Origin of the sequence: Streptomyces sp. NPDC051582 (assembly GCF_040681715.1) — a bacterium.
GTDB lineage: Bacteria > Actinomycetota > Actinomycetes > Streptomycetales > Streptomycetaceae > Streptomyces.
The window spans coordinates 25,396-48,228 of the sequence record NZ_JBFAZJ010000010.1 but is presented as its reverse complement, the minus strand read 5'-3'; the positions used below and the strand labels follow the sequence as shown (position 1 = coordinate 48,228).

Genomic DNA, 22,833 nt, shown 5'->3' with positions numbered 1-22,833 from the left:
CGTACACGTTCGCAGACCGGACGGCCTTTTGACCTGGCGTTCGCTCAGGAGACGCGGCACGGTCGGCATCCCCCGCGGTCCCGGCGGCGCCGGCCGGGGTCAGCGCAGACCGAGGAGCGCCGTCGGGGCCCCGATCACTTCCGGGGCGGTCAGGCCCAGCTTGGGCGTGGTCAGGTTCGGGATGCCGTGGTTGCTGCCGTCCGGCATCGTCAGCGGGGCGCCGACGATCGCGCCGGGGGTGCGGGCGAGCAGGTTGGTGGCCGGAGCCTCCACCGTGCCCTCGCCGTCCGTCTTCGGGTCGCCGAGCAGGTTCGGCACCGGCGTGCCGACGAGGGTGCCGCCGAGCTCGGTGGTGATCGGCACGACCGGGAGGACCGGGCTGGGGAGCAGATCGCCCTTGTGGAACCGGGGGGCCTCCGGAGCGCCGACGACGGGCACCGGCACCCCGGTGGCCACGCGCGGGGTGTCCACGCCCAGCGTGGTCTTCACGGCGTCCAGGGGGACACCCACCGGCACCGAGTCGGCCACGGCCGGGGTGGCCGCGCCGGCCGCGGCCATACAGGTCATGAGTGCCGCAATGCTTCCGCGCGCGGTCATCTTCATAGGTGACGTTCCGTCCTTCCAGGGTCGCGGACATTCCGCTGCCCTGGATGAACGATCCCGCCGGTGGTTTTCCCGGAGTTCTCCGGGAAAGTTCCCCCATACGACCTAATTCGGGGCCGTACAGGGGCCTCCCCTTTACGGCTGCGCGTACCGTCCCCCGCTCACAACCGCGGGTCGACCGGCTCCGATTCGAGGGCGAGCACGGCGAAGACCGCCTCGTGCACCCGCCACAGCGGCTCCTCGGCCGCCAGCCGGTCCAGCGCCTCCAGCCCCAGTGCGTACTCGCGCAGGGCCAGCGAGCGCTTGTGCCCCAGGAACCGCTGCCGCAGCTTCTCCAGCTGCTCCGGACGCGTGTACTCCGGACCGTAGATGATCCGCAGGTACTCGCGCCCGCGCACCTTGATCCCGGGCTGGACCAGGCGGCCCTTGGCGTCCCGGGCGTACGCCTGGAGCGGTTTGACGACCATGCCCTCACCGCCCGCGGCCGTCAGCTCCAGCCACCAGTCGGTGCCCGCCCGTACGGAGTCCTCGTCGGCGGTGTCGACCAGGATCCGGCCGGTGCGGCGCAACAGCCCGGTCCCGGCCGCCTCGTCGGCGGCCACGAGCCGGTCGAGCCAGAACAGCTGCTCGTCGTGCGGTACGGCGGCCAGCGAGCGCCCGGCCACCGCCAGCAGCTGGAAGGGCGCGAACCGTACGCCGTCCAGCCCGTCCGTGGTCCAGCAGTAGCGCCGGTAGGCGTCGGTGAACCGCTCGGCGTCGGCGGCCCGCTCCCGCTGGCGGGCGAGCAGGCCCCCGGTGTCGATGCCCCGCCCGGCGGCCGCGGCCAGGGCGCCGAGGGCGTCCGGGAACACGGCGCGGGAGGCCGCGCCGACTGCGGCGTACTGGTTGCGCAGCAGGCCGGTGGACTTCAGCGACCAGGGCAGCAGCTCCCCGTCCAGCAGCAGCCAGTCGGTGGCCAGTTCCTCCCACAGGCCCGCGTCGGTGATCGCGCCGCGGAGCCGGGTGAGGACCTCCTCCGTGACCTCTGGGTCGTGGAAGAAGGGCCGTCCGGTGCGGGTGTGGACGGAACCGGTCGGCCCGTCGACGCCGAAGCGTTCCCGGGCCGCCTGCGCGTCCTTGCAGACGAGGACGGTGGCGCGGGAGCCCATGTGCTTCTCCTCGCACACGACCTGGGCGATGCCGTCCTTGCGGTACTGGGCGAAGGCCTCGGCCGGGTGCTCCAGGTAGCCCTCTTCGTTCGAGGTGGCGGTGGGCGCCATGGTCGGCGGCAGGTACGGGACCAGCCGCGGGTCCACCGCGAAGCGGCTCATGACCTCCAGGGCCGCGGCCGCGTTCTCCTCGCGCACGGTGACGTTGCCCAGGTGCCGGGTCTCGACGATCCGGCGTCCGTGCACGTCGCCCAGGTCCAGCGGGCGGCCGTCGTGTCCTCCCGGCGCCTCGCCGGCGAGCGGCTTGACCGGCTCGTACCAGACCTTCTCGGCCGGCACGTCGACCAGTTCGCGCTCGGGCCAGCGCAGGGCGGTCATCCTGCCGCCGAAGACGGCGCCCGTGTCCAGGCAGATGGTGTTGTTGATCCAGGCGGTGTTCGGGACCGGGGTGTGGCCGTAGACCACGACCGCCTTGCCGCGGTACTCCTCGGCCCACGGGTAGCGCACGGGCAGGCCGAACTCGTCGGTCTCGCCGGTGGTCTCCCCGTACAGGGCGTGCGAGCGGACCCGGCCGGAGGTGCGGCCGTGGTACTTCTCGGGCAGGCCGGCGTGGCAGACCACCAGCTTGCCGCCGTCGAGCACGTAGTGGCTGACGAGGCCGCGGATGAACTCCCGTACCTCCTGGACGAACTCCTGCGGCTCACGGCCGAGCTGCTCGATCGTCTCGGCGAGCCCGTGGGTCTGCTGCACCTTGGAGCCCTTGAGGTGGCGGCCGAGCTTGTTCTCGTGGTTCCCGGGCACGCACAGGGCGTTGCCGGAGCCGACCATGCCCATCACCCGGCGCAGGACGCCGGGGCTGTCCGGGCCGCGGTCGACGAGGTCGCCGACGAACACGGCGGTGCGGCCCTCGGGGTGGACCCCGTCCTCGTACCCCAGCTTGCCGAGCAGGGTCTCCAGCTCGGAGGAACAGCCGTGGATGTCACCGATGATGTCGAAGGGACCGGTGAGGTGGGTGAGGTCGTTGAACCGCTTTTCGAGGACGACTTCGGCGGTCTCGGCCTCCTCCGGCGTGCGCAGCACGTGCACCTTGCGGAAGCCCTCGCGCTCCAGTCCGCGCAGCGAGCGCCGCAGGTCGCGGCGGTGCCGCTGGATGACGGCGCGGGGCAGTTTGGCCCGGTCGGGGCGCCCGGAGTTGCGTTCGGCGCAGACCTCCTCGGGCATGTCGAGGACGATCGCGATGGGCAGGACGTCGTGCTCGCGGGCCAGCCGGACGAGCCCGCGGCGGGCCTCGGCCTGCACGCTGGTGGCGTCGACGACGGTCAGGCGCCCGGCGGCCAGCCGCTTGCCGGCGATGTAGTGCAGGACGTCGAAGGCGTCACCGCTCGCGCTCTGGTCGTTCTCGTCGTCGGCGACGAGAGCGCGGCAGTAGTCGGAGGAGATGACCTCGGTGGGCTTGAAGTGCTTGCGGGCGAAGGTGGACTTCCCGGACCCCGTGGCCCCGACGAGGACGACGAGGGACAGATCGGTGACGGGAAGTACGCGGTTGCCGGTGCTGGTCATGCGGCCTCTCCCTCCTTGGCGGCGTCGGTGTGGGTGTCGGCGTGGGTGTCGGCGTGGGTGTGGGGACCGGTGTGGGTGTCCGTCCGGATCCGGGTGAAGACGGCCATCTGGGTCGGCGGCCCCACCTCGGGGTCGTCGTCGCCGACGGGCACGAAGGAGACCTCGTAACCGTGGCGCCCGGCCACGGTGGCGGCCCAGCCGCGGAACTCCTCGCGGTTCCACTCGAAGCGGTGGTCCGCGTGCCGGACGTGCCCGGCGGGCAGGCTCTCCCAGCGGACGTTGTACTCCACGTTGGGGGTGGTCACGAGGACGGTGCGGGGGCGGGCCGCGCCGAACACCGCGTACTCCAGGGCGGGCAGGCGCGGCAGGTCCAGGTGCTCGATGACCTCGCTGAGCACCGCCGCGTCGTAGCCGGCCAGCCGCTCGTCGGTGTACGCGAGCGAGCCCTGGAGCAGCCGGACCCGGCTGCTCTGCTTCTCCCCCATCCGCTCGATGCGCAGCCGCTTGGCAGCCATGGAAAGGGCCCGCATGGACACGTCGACACCGACGATCTCGGTGAACGACACGTCCCCCAGCAACGCCTGGACCAACTGCCCCTGTCCGCAGCCGAGGTCGAGGACCCGGGCAGCGCCGGCGGCGCGCAGCGCGGCGAGGATCGCCTCGCGCCGCTGCACGGCGAGCGGTACGGGCTTCTCCTCGGTGTCGCGGTTCTCGTCCACGGCGTTGTCGAGCTCCTCGACCTCACTGCCGTCGGCCTCGGCCAGCCGCAGCAGCTCCAGCCGCTCCAGGGCCTCGCGGGTCAGCCGCTTGTGGCGGGCGAGATAGCGGGCGCTGATGAGCCCGTTCTCCGGGTGCGCGGCGAGCCAGCCGTCTCCGGCGCGCAGCAGCTTGTCGACCTCGTCGGGGGCGACCCAGTAGTGCTTGGCGTCGTCGAGCACGGGCAGCAGGACGTAGAGCTGCCGCAGCGCGTCGGCGAGGCGCAGCTCGCCCTCCAGCACGAGCCGTACGTACCGGGAGTCCCCCCACTCCGGGAACTGCTCGTCGAGCGGTACGGGATCGGCCTGTACGAGGTCCCAGCCGAGCGGGTCGAACAGCCGGTGCACGAGCCCCGCCCCGCCGCGCGCGGGCAGCGCCGGTATCTCGATGCGCAGCGGACGGGTCCGCTCCGCCAGCTCGGGCCGGGCGGTGCACTGCCCCTTGAGCGCGCTGCGGAAGACGGAGCTGAGCGCGACGGCGAGCAGCGAGGACGCCGCGTACGGGCGGTCGTTGACGTACTGGGCGAGCGCGGCATCGGGCGCGGGGCCCCGCCCCTTGCCCTGGCCGCGCCGCACGAGCGCGACGGGGTCCACCTCCAGCAGCAGCGCCGCCGTGCACCGTTCGTCGGCGGCCTCGGGATAGAACACGTGGGCGACGCCGTGGGAGGTGGAGAACGCCTGCACCTTCCCCGGGTGCTTGTGCAGCAGGAAGCCCAGATCGGTGGCCGGGTGCTCGGCACCGCCAGTGGTGGAGATCGTCAAGAACATGCAGATCAGCATGGACGCCGCCGCCGCCGGGAGCCACTGGATTTCCCCCCGCCCGCGCCCGGTCGCACCACCCCCGGATCCCGATTCGGGCAAGTGCCCGACGCGCTTGCGGCGGGCGCTGTACGGTCCGCGGAACACGTCGTTCCCCGTGCCCCCGGCATCCCGGCAGCCCCAGGAGGGCCTCTCCCGTGTACCCGCCGCAGCCTTACCCACCCATGCCCTCGCCCGTGCGCCGCTGGTGGCAGCATCCCGCCCTGATCATCGCTCTGCTGGTGGTGATCCCGCCCGCGGGCATCGCGCTCGCCTGGACGAGCCGGTGGGGGCAGGCCAAGAAGGTCATCGCGACCGTCCTCGCCGGTCTGTGGTTCCTCACGCCCTTCCTGGGCGACCCGCCGAAGAAGGCCGAGGCGGACGCCAAGCCGGCCGCCCTCGCGTCCTCCTCGCCGAGCGCGAGCCCCAGCCGGACCGAGCCGCCCTCCCTCGTCGGCCGGAACCTCAAGGAGGCGAAGGCCGCCGCGCTCGCCGCCGGGTTCCGGGCGCTCTCGCACGACGCCTCCGAGGGGGACGCCGCCCAAGTGGCCGAAGAGGCCTGGAAGGTGTGCTTCCAGAGCCTGGTCAGCGAGAAGGCCGGTGCGATACCCGCGCTCGACTTCGGCGTGGTCGCCGCCGACGCCCCCTGCCCCGCGAAGGACGGGGACCCGATCCCCTATCCGAAGATGCCCAAGGTCATCGGCCTGACGTTCGCGAAGGCCTCCGAGGCTCTGAAGCCGATCGGCTTCCGGAAGATCGAGCCGCAGAGCGCGTTCACGGACGTCACCCTTCCGGCCGCCGTGGACGACTGGGCCGTCTGCTTCCAGGATCCCGCCGAAGGCACGGAGATCAGCGCTCAGGCGACCACTTCCGCCTCCCTGAAGCTGGTGTCCCCCGGGACCGGCTGCCCGGGCGCGCCGAACACCCGCCTCCACCCCGAGCCGGTGCCCACGCATGACGACGACTCGGGCAGCACGGCATCGGGCGGCTCTTCCTCCGGGGGCTCTTCCTCCGGGGGTTCCTCCTCTGCCGGTTCGTCGTCCGGAGGCTCCTCTTCCGGGGGATCGTCCTCCGGAGGCTCTTCCTCCTCCGGAGGGTCCGACAGCGGCGGCTCGGGAAGCTCGGGCACGGTGACGCCCGGGGCGTTCTGCTCCCCCGCCGGGGCAACCGGCGTCAGCAAGAAGGGCGTCGCCTACACCTGCAAGGGTCCCGGTCAGCCCCGCTGGCGTCAGTGACCGGTCCCGTCCCGCCAGGTCCCCGCGGCGAGTTCGGCGATGCCCGCCGGGCCGATGCGGCAGCAGCCTCCGATCAGGCGGGCTCCCGTCGTGCGCCAGGCTTCCACGGGCCAGGGGACGGGGTGGGGCGGGGCGTGCCAGGTGGCGGTGGCGGCGTCCCAGACGGAGCCGTCGTTGGGGTAGGCGACGAGCGGCTTGGGCGTCACGGAGGCGGCCGCCTCCAGGGCGGGCAGGACGTCCGCCGGGTCGCAGCAGTTGACGCCGATCGCGATGATCTCCGGGGCCCCGGCCGCGAGGGCGAAGGCCTCGCGGAGCGGCCGGCCGGCGCGGGTGCGCGGGCCGGCCACCGTGTAGCTCAGCCAGGCGGCCGCCCCCGTCCCGGCGAGGACGCCGAGGAGCGCTTCGGCCTCCCGCGCGTCCGGGATGGTCTCCAGCGCCAGGACGTCGGCGCCCGCCGCGAGCAGCGCCTCGATCCGCGGGCGGTGGAAGGCGGCGAGCTCGCGCACGCCGAGCCCGTACCGCCCGCGGTACTCGGAGCCGTCCGCGAGCACCGCGCCGTACGGGCCGACCGAGGCGGCCACCCAGACCTCGTGGTCGGCGGCCTCGGCCGCACGGGCCGCCAGCGCGACGCCGCGGTGCAGCAGGGCGGTGGTCTCGGCCCGGTCGTAGCCGTGCGCGGCGAAGGCCTCGTACCCCACCTGGTAGCTCGCGGTGATCAGCACCTCGGCGCCGGCCCGCGCGTACGCCGCGTGGGCGGCCTTCACCTGGTCCGGCCGCTCGGCCAGCACCCGGCCCGACCAGAGGCCGCCGGACAGATCGCAGCCCTGGTCGGCGAGCTGGTTGCTCAGCCCGCCGTCGAGGAACACGACCCTGTCGGCCAGGGCTTCGGCGAGCGGGCGGGACGCGCGGGGCACGGCGGTCCGCCTCCCTCAGCCGAGCTGGGACAGCACCTGGGCCGAGATCAGCTCCAAGTGGTCCAGGTCGTCGAGGTCGAGCAGCTGGAGGTAGACGCGGGAGCTGCCGACGGCCGCGTAAGCGCCGATCTTCTCCACCACCTCGGCCGGGGAGCCGGCCAGGCCGTTCGCCTTCAGCTCGTCCACGTCCCGGCCGATGGCGGCGGCCCGGCGGGCGACCTCGGCGTCGTCCTTGCCCACGCACACCACGAGGGCGTTGGAGTAGACGAGGTCGCCGGCCCCGCGCCCGGCCTCCTCGGCGGCCTGCCGCACCCGGCCGAACTGCCGCTCGCTGTCCGCGATCGACGCGAACGGCATGTTGAACTCGTCCGCGTACCGGGCGGCGAGGCGCGGGGTGCGCTTGGCGCCGTGGCCGCCGATGAGCACCGGCACCCTGGCCTGGGCCGGCTTGGGCAGCGCCGGGGACTTCTCCACCTGGTAGTGGGTGCCCGCGAAGTCGAACGTGGCTCCGGGAGCGGTGGCCCACAGGCCGGTGACGATGGCCAGCTGCTCCTCCAGCCGGGCCATCCGCTCCGCCGGGAAGGGGATGCCGTACGCCGTGTGCTCTCCCTCGAACCAGCCTGCGCCCAGGCCCAGTTCGACCCGGCCGCCGGACATCTGGTCGACCTGGGCCACCTGGATGGCGAGCACGCCGGGCAGCCGGAACGTGCCGGCCGTCATCAGCGTGCCGAGCCGGATCCGCCGTGTCTCCCGGGCCAGCCCCGCGAGGGTGATCCAGGCGTCGGTGGGCCCGGGCAGGCCGTCCCCCGACCCCATCTTCAGATAGTGGTCGGAGCGGAAGAACGCGTCGAAGCCCAGGTCCTCGGTGGCCTTGGCGACGGTCAGGAGGGTGTCGTAGCTCGCGCCCTGCTGGGGCTCGGTGAAAATACGGAGATCCATGACTCCCATCCTGCCCCGCCCGCCCCCGCAGGGTGAATCTGCGTCAACCGGACGGTCCACCCCCGGCCCGGCCAGTGACCAGCCCGGATGGGGATCGTTGGCTCGGACGGAGCCGGACCGCCCGGCCCGCGCGCCGGCGGCCTTTCGCCGACGCGTCCACCGCCCCCTTCCGCTTGGGAAGGGGCCAGGGCCGAGGAGGCCGCCATGTCCCACGAGGCCGTGCCCGAGCACACCGGGCTGACCGGACAGGCAGCACACGACCACGCACGTCAGGAGCCCGCGGCGGCAGCCCAGGGCGGCGCACCGAAGGGCCTGCTCCAGCAGATAGAAGAGCTGATGGCGGCGCTGAACGCCGATCTGTCGCAGCTCGACGCCGACCTCCAGTCCTGCACGGACCGCGCCCCCGGCTCGCCGCTGACCCCGGGCGGCCGCACCCCCGAGAGCGAGCGCCCCTCCCACCGGCCGTACTGACCGTGCACGCCGGATGACCCCGCGGGTCCCGTCGCGCACGGCGGGACCCCCGAACCCGTACTCACCGCACTCCCGGCCCACCCGTCAGGCCGCACGCCCTCCCATCAGGCCACGCCCGAGGCGGACCCGCGCTCGCGGACCGTCAGCCGGCGCAGAACGGCCCGGACCCTGTCGCTCGATTCGTCGGCCGCGTCTATGGACTCTATGCACTGCCAGTACAAACCCTCGTCGTCCGTCGCGCAGGCCACCCCGACCAGGGCTATCCCCACTTCGCCAAGCAGCGCCTGCAGTCCGAGCAGAGCCTGGCGGACATCCGCCACCTCGGTCAGCTGCGCGGCTCTCGGCGGGTAGTCGGGCGCGCTGCCCTCTCCGTGCAGGGCCGCTCTGTCGAGCACCCCGCAGCCTCTGCCCCCCGCTTCACCCAGCCCCCGTGCCTCCGATCTCAGCTCCGGCGGCCCGGTGACCGCCAGCCAACCGCCGATCCCCTGCGCGAGCGCCTGGGCCTGCCAGGCCTCGCCCACGATGTCCATCGCCGCCCCGCTCTGTGCCAGCGCGTGCCGGCCGGCCGCGATGAGCCGTACCGCATCCATATGCCGTCCCCCGTCCGCACGACATCCGCCGTTCTCACCACTACCCAGAGTGAGGGCAATGGGCCAGTAAAGCCAGGGGTATTCGGAAATCTGTGGACACAAACATGGTTGTGGACGAGGCCATCACTCCGAAGAGTGACAATTCGATGTCGGAGGCCGTGTCACCGGAAAGCGGAGCTCATTCCTCTCGATCTTCGCGGCGAGCGCATCCAGCACATCCACCCCGAGAACCTCACAGAATTGCAGCAGATACGCCAGTACGTCGGCCACCTCATCGGCCACGCGGTGTGCGGTTGCCGGCTTCTCCATGACCTTCGCCGACTCTTCCGGGGTCAGCCACTGGAAAATCTCGACCAGTTCGGACGCCTCCACACTCAGCGCCGCGGCCAGGTTCTTGGGCGTGTGGTACGGCTCCCAGCCGCGCGCCGCGGCGAACTCGGCCAGCCGGCTCTGGAGTTGGAGCAGCCTCTCGGCGGGGTGCGGCCCTTCCCCGTGCTGTACGCCCTGCTCGTCCTGCTCGTCACTCATGGCGTCAGGTCTACCACCGTCACCCCCGGGGTCGCACGGGCGACCGCGGCCGCCGCCTCCCCCACCGCCGCCAGCAGGCGGACATGGCCGCGGCCGCAGGACAGCAGGGCCAGCCGCAGCAGCTCGGCGAACTGCCGCCGGTCCAGGTCGCGGTCGAAGCCCTCGGCGAGGACGGTCAGCGCCTGCCGGGCGGAGAGCAGTTCGGCGGCCGGGTCCATGGCGAGCACCCCCGGGCCGGTCAGCAGGACCAGCGCCAGCGCCAGGAAGCGGAGCTCGCCCGCGCCGAGCCGGCCCAGTTCCGTGGCGGGCCCGGCGCGGCCGCGGTCCAGGACCGCCGTGACCGGGCCGTCCGCGGCGGCCCGTACGTCCAGCCCCTCGACCGGGCCCGCGCATCCGGTCCGCGCGGCCGCGGCGAGCAGCGCGTGGCGGTTGCCGCACTCGTGGCGGGTCCGGCGCAGGACGTCGGCCAGGTTCGCGCAGTCGCCGAGCAGCCGCCCCTCGCCCGGCGGGACGGGCGCGCGCATCCGGTCGGGACCCGGGTCGCAGGGGAACGCCGAGCGCAGCGCCACCACCACCTGCTCGGCGGCCGCCAGGACCTGCCGCTGCCCGGCCGTGGAGCCGGCGACGCGCAGCGGCAGCAGGGCGGTGCCGAGCCGGTCGTCGGGGAGCGGGGCGCGCGTCACGCCGACGGCTCCGCCCGTCAGCCAGGAGGCCTGCACGGAACGGCGGCCGGGGTCGCGCAGGGCCGTGCCGAGCAGGATCTGCCCGTCCACCGCGAGCCGTTCGCCGACGATCCGGAGCGTGGGCTCGGCCTGCACGGCGAGGTCGAGGCGGACGGGTCCGGCCGGGCCGTCGACGGTGCAGCCGAGGCGGAACCCGCGCCGGCCCTGTCCGTCGGGCAGCGCCCGGTCGGGGATCCGGCCCCGCGGATCGGGGAACGCCTCTTCCAGCGTGGCCCCGGCCCCGAGCGCGGCCAGCGCCCCGCAGGCGGCCAGGACCTGGGACTTGCCGCTGCCGCTGGGCCCGGCGAGGAAGGTCACGGGGCCCAGCGCGAAGACGGCGCCGCGGTGCGCCGCGAAGGCGGAGAGCCGCAACTCGGTGACGACGGGCCGGTGGTGCACGACGGCGGCCGGCGGGGCGGCGCCGGCAGCCCGAAGCGCATCGTCGGCAACGGCGGGGGATAACCGGGCAGGGGCGGGGTCCGCCTGCGCGCCCGAGTCCAAGGTGACGTCCATGCGCCGGACGGTACGGCCCGCCGGACCCCCGGTGGGTCCGGCGAACCGTTCCGCCCTGGCGACCTTCCTACGATCGGGGGACGGCGGCGGCCGCGATCCCCTCGACCTCGGTCCCCACGGGTGCCAGCAGGAACACGTTCCGGTCCACCCGGTGCATCCCGCTGCCCAGTCCGAAGACCACGCCACTGCTGAAGTCGAGGATCCGCTTGGCCACTTCGCCGTCCGCGCCGGTGAGGTCGAGCAGTACGGGGATCTGCGCGATCAGGTACTCGGCCACCTCCCGCGCGTCGGCGAAGACCTGCACCCGGATCACCACGAAGCGCCGCTGCTCCGCCGCGGACGCCCCCGGCGCCGTGGGGATCGTGCGGTGGTCCACCCGGGAGGGCCACTCGTTGCGACTGCGCAGGGGGACCACCTGCGCGAGCCCCTCCCACTGTTCGTCCGTGACGTCGTACCTGCTCACCGGGCCGCCTCGGCCGTGCGCTTCATGTGCATCCCCCCATCCTCTCGCGTTTCACCCGTTCAGCCCAACAACGACACGAGCGACACGGGGTACTCCTGCAGAAGCGAATAGGTTAGGTTAGGCATACCTAAGTCAGCCGCCCAGGACGATGGAGAGATCCCGCATGCGCATGCCCGGTGCCGCCCCCGCCACCCCGGCCCCCGGCCGGCCCACCGATGCCGAGCGGGTCCGGTCGATCCTGGCCGCCGCCCACTCCATGACCGTGGTCACCGACGGGCTGAGCAGCGAAGTCCGCCACCTCGACGGATCGGACCCGATGGGCCGGCTGCACCTGCACCCGTCCGAGCCCGGCGGCGCATCCGAGTACCGGCCCTCGATCCGGCTGGAGTTCACCGACATCGCCCCCACTCCCGTACGGGACCGGGTGCGCGCCCGCGTGACGATCACCGGCCGCCTGCTCACTCCCTACACGGACGAGGGCGCCGACTCCACCTGCATGGAATTCGGCCGGGCCGTCCTGGAGACCGGCGAGGGACGCACGTGCGTCGGCCTGGAAGAGCTCGACGCCGCCTGCCCCGACCCCCTCGCCCCGTACGAGGCCGGCATGCTCACGCACCTCCTCGACGACCACGCCGAGCTCGTCACGCTCCTCCTGCGCCTGGTCCGGCCGCTCCCCGCCGGCGCGATCCTGCGCGTACTGCCGCTCGCCGTGGACCGGTACGGGATCACCCTGCGGCTGGAGCAGCACCGCGGCCACCAGGACGTGCGGCTGCCGTTCCCCTCCCCGCTGGACGACGTCGAGCAGTCCGGGGTGCAGATCCAGGCCCTGTTCAGCGCGGCCCGGCGGCGCTCGCACCGCAACAGCCTGCCCGCCTGAGGGCTCCTCGTACGAGAACAGCCCGCGGCCGCCGGAGCACGGGGCTCCGGCGGCCGCGGGCTCAGTCGGCGCGGCCCCTCACGAGGCGGTGCGCGCGTACCGGTTCGCAGGGCGCGCGAGGCCGTAGTTCTCGCGCAGGGTCGCCCCCGCGTACTCGGTGCGGAACAGGCCGCGGCGCTGCAGGATCGGCACCACGTGGTCGACGAAGTCGGTGAGCCCGGTCGGCAGCACGGGCGCCATGACGTTGAACCCGTCGGCGGCGCCCTGCGTGAACCACTCCTCCAGCTGGTCGGCGATCTGCTCGGGCGTGCCGGCGAAGACGCGGTGGCCGCGCCCGGCGCCGAGGCGGGCGATCAGGTCGCGCAGGCTGAGCCCGTCGCGGCGGGCCAGTTCGGCGACGAGGGTGAAGCGGCTCTTGTTGCCGTTGATGTCCCGCTCCTCGGGGAGCTCGGGGAGCGGGCCGTCGAGGGGCAGGCCCGTCAGGTCGGTGCCGAGCATGCCGGAGAGCTGGGCGAGCCCGTACTCCGGCACCTGGAGGTCGGTGAGCCGCTGCTCCAGGGCCTTGGCCTCGGCCTCGGTGGAGCCGATGACGGGGGCGATGCCGGGCAGTACGAGGAGGTCCGATTCGGTCCGGCCGTACTTCGCGAGGCGCGACTTGAGGTCCTTGTAGAAGGTCTGCCCGTCGGCGAGGGTCTGTTGCGCGGTGAAGACGGCCTCGGCGTACTGGGCTGCGAACTCCTTGCCGTCCTCGGAGGAGCCGGCCTGGACGAGCAGCGGGTGGCCCTGCGGGGAGCGGGGCACGTTCAGCGGGCCGGCGACGCCGAAGTGCGTACCGCGGTGGGCGGCGGGGTGGAGCTTGTCGGTGTCGGCGTAGATGCCGCGCTCCTTGTCGAGGACGATCGCGTCGTCCTCCCAGCTGTCCCAGAGCTTGGTGGCGACGTCGAGGAACTCGCGGGCGCGCTCGTAGCGCAGGCCGTGTTCGAGGTGCTCGTCCCGGCCGAAGTTGCGGGCCTCGTCCACGGCTGCGGAGGTGACGATGTTCCAGCCGGCCCGGCCGTTGCTGATGTGGTCGAGGGAGGCGAACGTGCGGGCGAGGTGGAAGGGCTCGTTGAAGGTGGTGGAGACGGTGGCGATGAGCCCGATGTGATCGGTGACGGCGGCGATCGCGGCGAGCAGGGTGAGCGGCTCGAACCCGCCGAGGGCGTTGTACCGGGCCTTGCCCCAGAGGGCGAGTCCGTCCGCGAAGAAGATCGAGTCGAGGCGCCCGCGCTCGGCGGTCCGCGCCAGCTCCTGGAAGTACCGCACGTCGGTCACTCGCTCGGGACTGCTGTCGGGGTGGCGCCAGGCCGCGTCGTGGTGCCCGGCGTTCATGAGGAAGGCGTTGAGGTGGAGGGTCCGGGGTGCGGTCATGGTGGTGTTCCTCGGGTGGGAGAGACGGGTGTCAGGCGGGGACGCGCCAGAGGCTGAGGCGGCGTTCGATGCCGACGAGGAGCTGGTTGAAGGCCACGCCGATGGCGGAGATGGTGACGATGCCCGCGTACATCTCGGGGATCGCGAAGTTGAACTGCGAGGCGTTGATCAGATAGCCGAGACCCGCCTTGGCGCCGATCATCTCGGCGGCCACGAGGACCAGGATCGAGACGGCGCCGGCCAGCCGGATGCCGGTGAAGATCGCCGGGACGGAAGCCGGGAGGATCACCTTCTGGAACAGCCTCGGCGTGGACAGGTCCATGGACCGGGCCAGTCGCACCAGCGTCGGATCGGCGTTGCCGACGGCGCTGATGGTGTTCAGCAGGATCGGCCAGACGCAGGCGTAGACGACGATCGAGACCTTCGAGGTCTCGCCGATGCCGAGCAGCAGGACGAACACCGGCAGCAGCGCGAGGGCCGCGGTGTTGCGGAACACCTCCAGCAGCGGGCCGAGCAGCACCGCGACGGGGCGGTACCAGCCGATCAGCAGGCCGAGCGGGACCGCGAGGACGACGGCGATGCCGAAGCCGCCGAAGGAGCGGACCAGGCTGGCCCGCGTGTGCTCGGCGAGCTGGCCGTTGCCCGCCAGGTCCCACCAGGCCGCCGCGACCTCGCTGACCGGCGGGAGGAAGGTGGGGTCCACCAGTGCGAGCCGGGGCGCCGCCTCCCAGAGCGCGAGCAGGGCGACGAGCGCCGCCGAGCGCAGGGCCGCCGAGCGCAGCCACCGGGCGGCGGCGCGCAGGGCGGACCGGGCCGGGACGGACCGAGCCCGGGCGGACCGGGCCGGGGCGGGCGCGGCCGGGGCGGGCGCGGCCGGCGCGGGTTCCCGTACCGGCGCGGGTTCCCGTACCGGCGTCAGCTCCTCGGTGCGCCCCCTCTCCGCGCGATCGGCGTCCGCCTCGATCACGATGCTCTTCGTATCGGTTCCGGTGCTCATACGGTGGCCTCCTCCTTCTCCAGTTGGCGGGCGCGGGCCACCTCGTCGTGGAGCAGGGTCCAGATCTCGTGGCGGTAGCGCGCGAATTCGGGGCTGGAGCGCAGCTCCTCCCCGCCGGCGCCGGTGGCCCGGTCGCCGAAGGAGACGGGGACGGTCTCCTTGATCCGGCCGGGCCGGGAGGTCATCACGGCCACCCGCTGCCCGAGGTACACGGCCTCCTCGATCCCGTGCGTGATGAAGACGACGGTCTTGCCGGTGCGCTGCCAGATGCGGCGCAGCTCGTCCTGGAGGGATTCGCGGGTCTGCGCGTCGAGCGCGGCGAACGGCTCGTCCATCAGCAGGACGTCCGGGTCGTACGCCAGGGAGCGGGCGATCGCGACGCGCTGGCGCATGCCTCCGGACAGTTCGTGCGGGTGGCGGTACTCGAATCCGGCGAGGCCTACGAGGTCCAGGAACTCCCGCGCCCGCTCGTTTCGTTCACGGCGTGGAACGCCGGTCGCCTCCAGCCCGAACTCGATGTTGCCGAGCGCGGTGCGCCAGGGCAGCAGGGCGTACTGCTGGAAGACGATGCCCCGGTCCAGGCCGGGCCCGGTGACCGGCTCCCCGTCGAGGAGGATCCGGCCGGAGGTGGGCCGGGCCAGGCCGCCCAGCAGGTCGAGGAGGGTGGACTTGCCGCAGCCGCTGGGGCCCACGACCACCGTGAACTCCCCGGCCGCGATCTCCAGGTCCACGCCGTCGAGGGCGGTGAAGCCGCCACCGCCGGGGCCCCCGGCACTCCTGCCCTTCGCCTGCTTCCCCGGGAAGGTCTTGGTCACGGACTCGAACACGATCTTCGCCATGGTGCTCAGCCCTTCCCCTGGCCGTTGAACTCGTTCGTGTACAGGTCGGAGGCACTGACCTGGCCCTTCTTGACCTCGCCGCGCGCACCGAGCCAGTCGATCCACAGCTGGAACTCCTTGTCCGCGATCCGGCCGCCGGTCTCGGCCACCCCGAACGAGCGCCAGTACCGGAGCGTGGAGGTGTCCTCGTTGCGGCCGCGCTTCTTGACGATCTCGGTCATCCGGGCGACGACCTCCTCGCGCGGGGTGGTCCGGGACCACTCGATGGCCTTGGCGACGCCGGTCGTGAAGGTCCGTACGGTGTCGGGGTTCTCCTTGATGAACCGCCGGGTCATCACGTACGACCCGGCGCTGAAGGCGCCCAGCAGCTCGTAGTCCTTGAACAGCGGGCGGATGCCGCCGGCGGCGAGGGCCTTGTCGCGCAGGACTCCGCTGAGCACCCCGACCTCGATCTGCTTCTGGCGCAGCGCCTGTTCGGTGTTGACGGGTGGGACCACCAGCGATTCCACCTTCGCCGCCTCGGCCTTGGGGAGGCCGCCGCGCTCCAGGTAGATCTCCAGCAGCGCCTGGGCGTGGGCGCCGAGGGTGTTCATGCCGACCTTCTTTCCGATCAGGTCGCGCGGCGTGCGGATCGGGCTGTCCTCCAGGACGTAGTAGCCGAGGTAGGTGTCCTGGTCGGAGCCGTAGTAGGAGACGACGGACCGGATCTGGGCCTTGCTCGCGGCGAGCTTGACGATCGCGCCGTTGAAGGCTCCGCCGAAGTGGGTCTGGCCGGTGGCCGCGGACTGGATGTCCTGGGGCCCGCTGATGGTGTTGCCGACCCAGTCGAGGGTCAGACCGCCCAGGTAGCCGAGGTCCGCGGCCAGTTCGGGGAGCACGACGGTGCCGACCGCGCCCTGGTACTTGAGCGTGGTGACCTGCTTGCCGGATCCTGCGGACCCCCCGGACGCGGTGGCCGTACCGCAGCTCACCGCGGCCGCCGAGATGCCGAGCAGGGTGAGGAACTGGCGTCGGGAGGTGGTGGTGGAGGCGAGGGCTGCGGACATGGGGGTTCCTTGTCGGGGATCGGGTGTGCGGGACCGCTACGGGGCGGTCGTCGCGAAGGACTTGGCGCTCAGCGCCCCGGCGAACTCGTCGACGGCCTGGAAGAGGTCCAGCTCCGCCTCGGGCCGCAGTCGGCCGGGGCCGGTCCCGCGCTCCACGGAGGAGTCCAGGACGAACCGGCCGGCGGTGACGTGCCGCGCTCCGAGCGCGGCGAGCACCGGGCGCAGGGCGTAGTCGAGGGTCAGTACGTGGGCGAGGCTGCCGCCGGTGGCGATCGGCAGGACCGTCTTCCCGGCCAGCCCGTCCTGCGGGAGCAGATCGAGGAAGGCCTTGAGCAGGCCGGTGTACGAGGCCTTGTAGACCGGGGTCGCGACGATGATCCCGTCGGCCTCCGCCACGGCTTCGAGGGCTCGGCGGATCTCCGGCTCGCCGCGGCGGGCGGAGAGGAGATCGGCGGCGGGGAGTTCCCGTACGGCGAGGTGGGCGGTGTCGAACCCGGCGTGGGCGAGCCGGCGCAGCACGTGGTCGGCGACGACGGCGGTACGGGAGTGGGGGGAGGGACTTCCGGTGAGGGCGAGCAGGGTGGGCACGGTGCCTCCTGGGGCTTCGTACGGGCTGCGGTCAGGCGGCGGCGGACGCGCCCGACGGGATGCCGAAGGACGGGTCGGGGACGGTCTCGGGGCTGATCAGGCGGGACGGCGCCCCGTCCGGGCCGACGGGTACGTCGCCGTCGACCGTCACGCGGCGCAGGGTGCGCTCGTGGTCGTCGGAGTCGTCGACGCCGTAGTGCTGGGTGGCGCGGTTGTCCCAGATCGCGACGTCACCGGTCCGCCACTGCCAGCGGACGGTGTTCTCGGGGCGCTCGATGTGCGACTGGAAGAGGTCGAGCAGCGCACGGGAGTCCCGGCCGGTCAGGCCGTTGATCCGCTGGACGAAGTTGCCGAGGAGCAGGCTGCGTTCGCCGGTCTCGGGGTGGACGCGGACGACGGGGTGCTCGGTGAGGAACTTCGTGGACGTGAACACCTCGCGGTACTGGGCGAGGGCCTCGGGGAGGGCGTCGGGCTTGAGGGCGGCGTAGTCGTACTCGTTGGTGTGCACGGCGCGCAGGCCGTCGGCGAGGACGCGCAGCGGCTCGGGGAGGTGGGCGTAGGCGGCGGCGGTGTTGGCCCAGAGGGTGTTGCCGCCGTACGGGGGGAGGGTGACGGCGCGGAGGACGGAGAAGGCGGGGTAGGCGGGGACGAAGGTGACATCGGTGTGCCACTGGTTGGCGCGGGCGTTGTGGTGGGAGTCGATGCCGAGGGCGTAGCGGCCGTCTGCGGAGGGCACGGTGGGGTGGGCGACGGGTGTGCCGAGCAACCGGGCGAAGGCTTCGTGGCCGGCCTCGTCGAGGTGGTCCTGGCCGCGGAAGAAGACGACCTTGTGGGCGAGGAGGGCGGCCCGGATCCCGGCGACGGCCTCCGCCGGAACCTCACCTCCGAGCCGCACTCCCCCGATCTCGGCGCCGATCCGGCCGCCGATCCGGGTGACGAGGGGCCGGGTAGGGGTGGCGGTGGTCATGGGAACTCCTTGGGTGCGTTCAGGGCGTTCAGGGCATGCCGAAGACGGGTTCGGCACGGGCTGGTTGGACGGAGCGGTGAGAGGGGTCCCCGGTCCGCGTACGGGTCGAGGGGACGGGGTCGGCCGATTGCGGGCCGCGGGCCCGACGGGCATCGGGCCGGGGAGGGCCGGCACACGGGCCGGTACGCCACCGAGGACCGGCATCGAAGACGGGCGGTCGTCGATCGGGCCCCGGGCGGGGCTCAGGCGCGGTGCGGGGCCTGACAGCGGCCCGGACACGCACCCGGCGCGGTACAGGGGCCGGGGGTGTGGAGCCGCGGGGCGGAAAGCTCGAACGCGGACATGGCTCGGAGCGTGTCAGCCACCCCCGGACGGGTCAAGCCCCGCCCGACACCCCGAAACAAACCCGGACCGCAACCCCCGCCCACCTCGGCGTCCGGTCCCTGACCTGCCGTTTCGCCCGCTCCGGCGGGCGCCGCCCACACCCCCGGACGGCCGAAAACCGTGGCCGGATTTCACGCCCTCGCAATGCGACCGCCACGCACTCGCCGGCGCCGTCCCGAGACCGGCCCGACACCGGCCGCCCGCCGGCCACTCTCCGGCCGCCCCCGGCCGCCCCGGCTGCCCCGGCTGCTCCCCCGGCCGCTCCCCGGCGACCGCACCCGCCCCGGCGTGCTCTTTCGTGACCCGCCCCGTCTCACATGAGAGGGCGAGATCACATCCGGTGGTTATAGTCGTTCCCAAGGTGACCCCCCTAGCATTCGAGCCATGACGGTCCTGCCTGATGACGGGCTCTCCTTGGCCGCCGAGTTCCCTGACGCGACGCATGAGCAGTGGCAGCGCCTGGTAGAGGGCGTTCTACGCAAGTCCGGCAAGGACGTATCCGGCGAGGCCGCAGAAGACGCGTTGTCCACGAAGCTAGAGGACGGGCTCACCACCCGCCCGCTGTACACCGCACCCGAGGCGGCGGACGAGACCGGGTTCCCCGGGTTCGCGCCGTTCATACGGGGTGGCAGCCCCGCCGGTGGTGCGGCCGCCGGCTGGGACGTGCGTCAGCGGTACGTCGGCAACGACCCCGTACGCGTGAACGAGGCCGTCCTCACCGACCTTGAGAACGGGGTCACCTCCCTCTGGCTGTCCGTGGGCGACGGCTCCGGCGGCCTCCCCGTCGACGCGCTGCCCCGCGCCCTCGACGGCGTCTACCTCGACCTGGCCCCCGTCTCCCTCGACGCCGGAGCCGAATACGCCGACGCCGCCCGCGCCTTGCTGCGCCTGTACGCGGACCGGCAGGTGGCCCCCGGGGCCGCCCGCGCCGGCCTCGGCGCCGACCCCCTCGGCCACGAGGCCCGTACGGGTCAGGCCCTGGACCTCGCCGACGCCGTCGGCCTCGCCCGGGAGGCCGCCGCGCACTGGCCCGGCGTCCGCGCGCTCACCGTCGACGCGCTGCCGTACCACGAGGCCGGCGGCTCGGCCGCCGAGGAGCTCGGTCTGTCCCTGGCGACCGGAGTCGCGTACCTCCGCGCCCTGACGGAAGCCGGATCCGGCGCCGTCGGCGGCTCGGAAGGCGACACCGCCCCCACCGCCGGAGACCTCGGCCTCCACGCCGCCCTCGGCCAGCTCGAATTCCGCTACGCCGCGACCGCCGACCAGTTCCTCACCATCGCGAAGTTCCGCGCCGCGCGCCGCCTCTGGGCCCGGATCGCCGAGGCCTGCGGCGCCCCCGAGGCCGGGGCCCAGCGCCAGCACGCCGTCACCTCCCCGGTGATGATGACCCGTCGCGACCCGTGGGTGAACATGCTGCGCACCACCATCGCCTGCATGGCGGCGGGCGTCGGCGGAGCGGACTCGGTCACCGTGCTCCCCTTCGACCACGAAATCGGCCTGCCGGACGCCTTCGCGCGCCGCATCGCCCGCAACACCTCCACCGTCCTCCTGGAGGAGTCGCACCTCGCCCGCGTCATCGACCCGGCCGGCGGCTCGTACTACGTGGAGCGGCTGACCGACGAACTCGCGCACGCCGCCTGGGAGTTCTTCCAGACGATCGAGAAGGCCGGCGGCCTGGCCGCCGCCCTGCGCTCCGGACTGGTCGCCGACCGGCTCGCCGCCACCTGGGCCGAGCGCTCCAAGAGGCTCGCCAAGCGCCGTGAACCCATCACGGGCGTCAGCGAGTTCCCGCTCCTCTCGGAGAAGCCCCTCGACCGCGAGCCCGCCCCGGCGGGCCCCACCGGCGGGCTCCCCCGCGTACGGCGCGACGAGGCGTACGAGGCGCTGCGCGCCCGCAGCGATGCGCACCTGGCCGCGACCGGGAACCGTCCGCGGATCTTCCTCGCCGCGCTGGGACCCGCGGCGGCGCACACCGCGCGCGCCACCTTCGCCGCGAACCTGTTCCAGGCGGGCGGCATCGAACCGGTCCACGACCCGGTGTCGGTGGACCCGGCGACGGCCGCCGGTGCCTATGCCGCGAGCGGCGCGGACGGCATGGCCGTGCTGTGCTCCAGCGATCCGCTGTACGAGGAGCAGGCGGAGGCGGTGGCCGCGGCCCTGCGCTCGGCCGGCGCGACGACCGTGTTCCTCGCGGGCAAGCCCGGCACCTCGGCCGGCGCCGTGGACGAGTACGTCTTCGCGGGCTGCGACGCGGTCGCCGTACTGTCCTCCGTACTCGACCGGATGGGAGTCTCCCTGTGAGCATCCCCGATTTCTCCGCCCTCGCGCTGGGCGGCGGCGCCGCCGCGGCCGGGTCCGAGGACCAGTGGCGCGCGGCGGTGAAGGAGTCCACCGGGACCGCCGCCGGCGACCTGCTGTGGGAGACCCCCGAGGGCATCGGCGTGAAGCCGCTGTACACGGGCCGGGACCTGGAGGGCCTGGACTTCCTGCGGACCTACCCGGGCGTGGCCCCGTACCTGCGCGGGCCGTACCCGACCATGTACGTCAACCAGCCCTGGACGATCCGCCAGTACGCGGGCTTCTCGACGGCCGAGGAGTCGAACGCCTTCTACCGGCGCAACCTCGCGGCCGGCCAGAAGGGCCTGTCGATCGCCTTCGACCTGCCCACCCACCGCGGCTACGACAGCGACCACCCGCGCGTCACGGGCGACGTCGGCATGGCGGGCGTGGCGATCGACTCGATCTACGACATGCGCCAGCTCTTCGACGGCATCCCGCTGGACAAGATGACGGTGTCGATGACCATGAACGGCGCGGTGCTGCCGGTCCTCGCCCTCTACATCGTGGCGGCGGAGGAGCAGGGCGTCTCCCCCGACAAGCTCGCCGGGACCATCCAGAACGACATCCTCAAAGAGTTCATGGTCCGCAACACCTACATCTATCCGCCCAAGCCCTCGATGCGGATCATCTCCGACATCTTCGCGTTCACCTCGCAGAACATGCCGAGGTACAACTCCATCTCGATCTCCGGGTACCACATCCAGGAGGCCGGGGCCACGGCCGACCTGGAGCTCGCGTACACCCTCGCGGACGGCGTGGAGTACCTGCGCGCCGGGCAGGCGGTCGGGCTGGACGTGGACGCCTTCGCGCCGCGCCTGTCGTTCTTCTGGGCGATCGGCATGAACTTCTTCATGGAGGTCGCGAAGCTGCGCGCCGCCCGCCTGCTGTGGGCGCGCCTGGTCAAGCAGTTCGACCCGCAGAACGCCAAGTCGCTCTCACTGCGCACCCATTCGCAGACCTCCGGCTGGTCGCTGACCGCTCAGGACGTCTTCAACAACGTGACGCGCACGTGCATCGAGGCGATGGCGGCGACCCAGGGGCACACCCAGTCGCTGCACACCAACGCCCTCGACGAGGCGCTCGCGCTGCCGACGGACTTCTCGGCGCGCATCGCCCGCAACACCCAGCTCCTGCTCCAGCAGGAATCGGGGACCTGCCGGTCGATCGACCCGTGGGGCGGCAGCGCGTACGTCGAGAAGCTGACGTACGACCTGGCGCGCCGGGCCTGGCAGCACATCCAGGAGGTCGAGGCGGCCGGCGGCATGGCGCAGGCCATCGACGCGGGCATCCCGAAGCTGCGCGTGGAGGAGGCCGCGGCCCGCACGCAGGCGCGGATCGACTCCGGCCGCCAGCCGGTGATCGGCGTGAACAAGTACCGGGTGGAGAACGACGAGCAGATCGACGTGCTCAAGGTCGACAACTCCTCGGTGCGCACGCAGCAGATCGAGAAGCTGCGCCGGCTGCGCGAGGAGCGCGACGAGGCGGTCACCCAGGACACCCTGCGGGCGCTGACGAACGCGGCCGGGCGCGGCGAGGGGAACCTGCTCGCGCTGGCGGTGGACGCGGCGCGCGCCAAGGCGACCGTGGGCGAGATCTCGGACGCGCTGGAGAAGGTGTACGGGCGGCACGCGAGCCAGATCCGTACGATTTCGGGTGTGTACCGCACCGAGGCAGGAGAGTCCCCGAACGTGGAGCGCACGCGCGCGCTGGTCGACCGCTTCGAGGAGGCGGAGGGCCGTCGTCCGCGTGTCCTGGTCGCCAAGATGGGCCAGGACGGACACGACCGCGGCCAGAAGGTGATCGCGACGGCCTTCGCCGACCTGGGCTTCGACGTGGACGTCGGCCCGCTGTTCCAGACCCCGGCGGAGGTGGCCCGCCAGGCCGTCGAGGCGGACGTCCACGTGGTGGGCGTGTCCTCGCTGGCGGCCGGCCACCTGACCCTCGTACCGGCGCTGCGCGAGCAGCTGGCGGAGGAGGGGCGCGAGGACATCATGATCGTGGTGGGCGGGGTGATCCCGCCGGCCGACGTGCCGACGCTGCTGGAGATGGGCGCGGCGGCGGTGTTCCCGCCGGGCACGGTGATCCCGGACGCGGCCCACGACCTGGTGACGCGGCTGGCCGCGGATCTGGGCCACGAGCTGTAGGC

General features: G+C 73.1%; 20 protein-coding genes. 5 read left to right on the top strand and 15 right to left on the bottom strand.

The window, feature by feature from the left end:
- Positions 1 to 99 precede the first annotated feature (99 nt).
- The 3 genes from AB0M92_RS15435 to AB0M92_RS15425 all read right to left on the bottom strand — a co-directional run bounded on the left by AB0M92_RS15435 (position 100) and on the right by AB0M92_RS15425 (position 4,834).
- On the bottom strand, positions 100 to 567 hold the full coding sequence (locus AB0M92_RS15435; RefSeq protein WP_366102630.1) for a hypothetical protein: 468 nt from the start codon (positions 565 to 567) through the stop codon (positions 100 to 102).
- A gap of 197 nt (positions 568 to 764) precedes the next feature.
- Entirely contained in the window at positions 765 to 3,311 is a 2,547-nt protein-coding gene (locus tag AB0M92_RS15430) for a polynucleotide kinase-phosphatase (RefSeq protein ID WP_366102629.1), read from the bottom strand.
- Entirely contained in the window at positions 3,308 to 4,834 is a 1,527-nt protein-coding gene (locus tag AB0M92_RS15425; protein ID WP_366102628.1) for a 3' terminal RNA ribose 2'-O-methyltransferase Hen1, read from the bottom strand. The genes AB0M92_RS15430 and AB0M92_RS15425 overlap by 4 nt, the downstream gene beginning before the upstream one ends.
- A gap of 215 nt (positions 4,835 to 5,049) precedes the next feature.
- Between AB0M92_RS15425 and AB0M92_RS15420 the strand changes: the two genes are divergently transcribed.
- A complete protein-coding gene (locus AB0M92_RS15420; protein ID WP_366102627.1) occupies positions 5,050 to 6,099 on the top strand; it encodes a hypothetical protein in 1,050 nt (349 codons plus the stop codon).
- On the opposite strand, the gene mmuM is transcribed toward AB0M92_RS15420, so the two are convergent.
- Together mmuM and AB0M92_RS15410 are read right to left on the bottom strand one after the other, a co-directional pair.
- Positions 6,093 to 7,013, bottom strand: coding sequence for a homocysteine S-methyltransferase (gene mmuM / locus AB0M92_RS15415; protein WP_366102626.1), 921 nt, complete (start codon positions 7,011 to 7,013; stop codon positions 6,093 to 6,095). The genes AB0M92_RS15420 and mmuM overlap by 7 nt on opposite strands.
- A 15-nt stretch (positions 7,014 to 7,028) precedes the next feature.
- A complete protein-coding gene (locus AB0M92_RS15410; protein ID WP_366102625.1) occupies positions 7,029 to 7,952 on the bottom strand; it encodes an LLM class F420-dependent oxidoreductase in 924 nt (307 codons plus the stop codon).
- Between the two features lie 204 nt (positions 7,953 to 8,156).
- Between AB0M92_RS15410 and AB0M92_RS15405 the strand changes: the two genes are divergently transcribed.
- Positions 8,157 to 8,423, top strand: coding sequence for a hypothetical protein (locus tag AB0M92_RS15405; protein WP_366102771.1), 267 nt, complete (start codon positions 8,157 to 8,159; stop codon positions 8,421 to 8,423).
- Between the two features lie 104 nt (positions 8,424 to 8,527).
- Here AB0M92_RS15405 and AB0M92_RS15400 read toward each other — a convergent pair whose 3' ends face one another.
- The 4 genes from AB0M92_RS15400 to AB0M92_RS15385 form a co-directional block, all read right to left on the bottom strand.
- Positions 8,528 to 9,013 carry a DUF6099 family protein gene (locus AB0M92_RS15400; protein WP_366102624.1) on the bottom strand — a complete coding sequence of 162 codons (486 nt, stop codon included), beginning with the start codon at positions 9,011 to 9,013 and terminating at the stop codon, positions 8,528 to 8,530.
- 123 nt (positions 9,014 to 9,136) lie between these two features.
- The gene (locus AB0M92_RS15395) at positions 9,137 to 9,541 is read right to left on the bottom strand and encodes a nucleotide pyrophosphohydrolase (protein WP_366102623.1); all 405 of its coding nucleotides are present in this window, start codon (positions 9,539 to 9,541) and stop codon (positions 9,137 to 9,139) included.
- Complete coding sequence (locus AB0M92_RS15390; RefSeq protein WP_366102622.1) at positions 9,538 to 10,776, bottom strand: ATP-binding protein; 1,239 nt, start codon at positions 10,774 to 10,776, stop codon at positions 9,538 to 9,540. Before AB0M92_RS15390 ends, AB0M92_RS15395 begins: the two co-directional genes overlap by 4 nt.
- A gap of 67 nt (positions 10,777 to 10,843) precedes the next feature.
- On the bottom strand, positions 10,844 to 11,239 hold the full coding sequence (locus AB0M92_RS15385; protein WP_030154409.1) for a cell division protein SepF: 396 nt from the start codon (positions 11,237 to 11,239) through the stop codon (positions 10,844 to 10,846).
- A gap of 163 nt (positions 11,240 to 11,402) precedes the next feature.
- Between AB0M92_RS15385 and AB0M92_RS15380 the strand changes: the two genes are divergently transcribed.
- The gene (locus AB0M92_RS15380; protein ID WP_366102621.1) at positions 11,403 to 12,116 is read left to right on the top strand and encodes a DUF2470 domain-containing protein; all 714 of its coding nucleotides are present in this window, start codon (positions 11,403 to 11,405) and stop codon (positions 12,114 to 12,116) included.
- 78 nt (positions 12,117 to 12,194) lie between these two features.
- Here AB0M92_RS15380 and AB0M92_RS15375 read toward each other — a convergent pair whose 3' ends face one another.
- From AB0M92_RS15375 to AB0M92_RS15350, 6 genes are read right to left on the bottom strand one after another with little or no spacing between them, the layout of a single operon-like run.
- Positions 12,195 to 13,526, bottom strand: coding sequence for an LLM class flavin-dependent oxidoreductase (locus tag AB0M92_RS15375; RefSeq protein ID WP_366102620.1), 1,332 nt, complete (start codon positions 13,524 to 13,526; stop codon positions 12,195 to 12,197).
- 31 nt (positions 13,527 to 13,557) lie between these two features.
- Positions 13,558 to 14,523 carry an ABC transporter permease gene (locus AB0M92_RS15370; RefSeq protein WP_366102619.1) on the bottom strand — a complete coding sequence of 322 codons (966 nt, stop codon included), beginning with the start codon at positions 14,521 to 14,523 and terminating at the stop codon, positions 13,558 to 13,560.
- Positions 14,520 to 15,362 (bottom strand): ABC transporter ATP-binding protein, encoded by an 843-nt coding sequence (locus tag AB0M92_RS15365; protein ID WP_366102618.1) that lies wholly within the window; start codon positions 15,360 to 15,362, stop codon positions 14,520 to 14,522. The genes AB0M92_RS15370 and AB0M92_RS15365 overlap by 4 nt, the downstream gene beginning before the upstream one ends.
- Positions 15,363 to 15,367: 5 nt before the next feature.
- A complete protein-coding gene (locus tag AB0M92_RS15360; RefSeq protein WP_366102617.1) occupies positions 15,368 to 16,408 on the bottom strand; it encodes an ABC transporter substrate-binding protein in 1,041 nt (346 codons plus the stop codon).
- A gap of 36 nt (positions 16,409 to 16,444) precedes the next feature.
- Positions 16,445 to 16,996, bottom strand: coding sequence for an NADPH-dependent FMN reductase (ssuE, locus tag AB0M92_RS15355; RefSeq protein ID WP_366102616.1), 552 nt, complete (start codon positions 16,994 to 16,996; stop codon positions 16,445 to 16,447).
- Between the two features lie 31 nt (positions 16,997 to 17,027).
- Positions 17,028 to 17,963: a TauD/TfdA family dioxygenase gene (locus AB0M92_RS15350; RefSeq protein WP_366102615.1), complete on the bottom strand. Its 936-nt coding sequence runs from the start codon at positions 17,961 to 17,963 to the stop codon at positions 17,028 to 17,030.
- Between the two features lie 768 nt (positions 17,964 to 18,731).
- Here AB0M92_RS15350 and AB0M92_RS15345 point away from each other — a divergent pair.
- Together AB0M92_RS15345 and scpA are read left to right on the top strand one after the other, a co-directional pair.
- A complete protein-coding gene (locus tag AB0M92_RS15345; RefSeq protein WP_366102614.1) occupies positions 18,732 to 20,648 on the top strand; it encodes a methylmalonyl-CoA mutase family protein in 1,917 nt (638 codons plus the stop codon).
- Positions 20,645 to 22,831: a methylmalonyl-CoA mutase gene (gene scpA, locus AB0M92_RS15340; protein ID WP_366102613.1), complete on the top strand. Its 2,187-nt coding sequence runs from the start codon at positions 20,645 to 20,647 to the stop codon at positions 22,829 to 22,831. The genes AB0M92_RS15345 and scpA overlap by 4 nt, the downstream gene beginning before the upstream one ends.
- The last annotated feature ends 2 nt before the right edge of the window (positions 22,832 to 22,833 follow it).

What these genes read in the sequence shown, in the direction of transcription:
- AB0M92_RS15435 (WP_366102630.1), bottom strand. Translation starts at nt 567, where the DNA reads ATGACCTGTATGGCCGCGGCCGGCGCGGCCACCCCGGCCGTGGCCGAC.
- AB0M92_RS15430 (WP_366102629.1), bottom strand. Translation starts at nt 3,311, where the DNA reads ATGACCAGCACCGGCAACCGCGTACTTCCCGTCACCGATCTGTCCCTC.
- AB0M92_RS15425 (WP_366102628.1), bottom strand. Translation starts at nt 4,834, where the DNA reads ATGTTCTTGACGATCTCCACCACTGGCGGTGCCGAGCACCCGGCCACC.
- AB0M92_RS15420 (WP_366102627.1), top strand. Translation starts at nt 5,050, where the DNA reads ATGCCCTCGCCCGTGCGCCGCTGGTGGCAGCATCCCGCCCTGATCATC.
- AB0M92_RS15410 (WP_366102625.1), bottom strand. Translation starts at nt 7,952, where the DNA reads ATGGATCTCCGTATTTTCACCGAGCCCCAGCAGGGCGCGAGCTACGAC.
- AB0M92_RS15405 (WP_366102771.1), top strand. Translation starts at nt 8,157, where the DNA reads ATGTCCCACGAGGCCGTGCCCGAGCACACCGGGCTGACCGGACAGGCA.
- AB0M92_RS15400 (WP_366102624.1), bottom strand. Translation starts at nt 9,013, where the DNA reads ATGGATGCGGTACGGCTCATCGCGGCCGGCCGGCACGCGCTGGCACAG.
- AB0M92_RS15395 (WP_366102623.1), bottom strand. Translation starts at nt 9,541, where the DNA reads ATGAGTGACGAGCAGGACGAGCAGGGCGTACAGCACGGGGAAGGGCCG.
- AB0M92_RS15390 (WP_366102622.1), bottom strand. Translation starts at nt 10,776, where the DNA reads ATGGACGTCACCTTGGACTCGGGCGCGCAGGCGGACCCCGCCCCTGCC.
- AB0M92_RS15380 (WP_366102621.1), top strand. Translation starts at nt 11,403, where the DNA reads ATGCGCATGCCCGGTGCCGCCCCCGCCACCCCGGCCCCCGGCCGGCCC.
- AB0M92_RS15375 (WP_366102620.1), bottom strand. Translation starts at nt 13,526, where the DNA reads ATGACCGCACCCCGGACCCTCCACCTCAACGCCTTCCTCATGAACGCC.
- AB0M92_RS15370 (WP_366102619.1), bottom strand. Translation starts at nt 14,523, where the DNA reads ATGAGCACCGGAACCGATACGAAGAGCATCGTGATCGAGGCGGACGCC.
- AB0M92_RS15365 (WP_366102618.1), bottom strand. Translation starts at nt 15,362, where the DNA reads ATGGCGAAGATCGTGTTCGAGTCCGTGACCAAGACCTTCCCGGGGAAG.
- AB0M92_RS15360 (WP_366102617.1), bottom strand. Translation starts at nt 16,408, where the DNA reads ATGTCCGCAGCCCTCGCCTCCACCACCACCTCCCGACGCCAGTTCCTC.
- AB0M92_RS15350 (WP_366102615.1), bottom strand. Translation starts at nt 17,963, where the DNA reads ATGACCACCGCCACCCCTACCCGGCCCCTCGTCACCCGGATCGGCGGC.
- AB0M92_RS15345 (WP_366102614.1), top strand. Translation starts at nt 18,732, where the DNA reads ATGACGGTCCTGCCTGATGACGGGCTCTCCTTGGCCGCCGAGTTCCCT.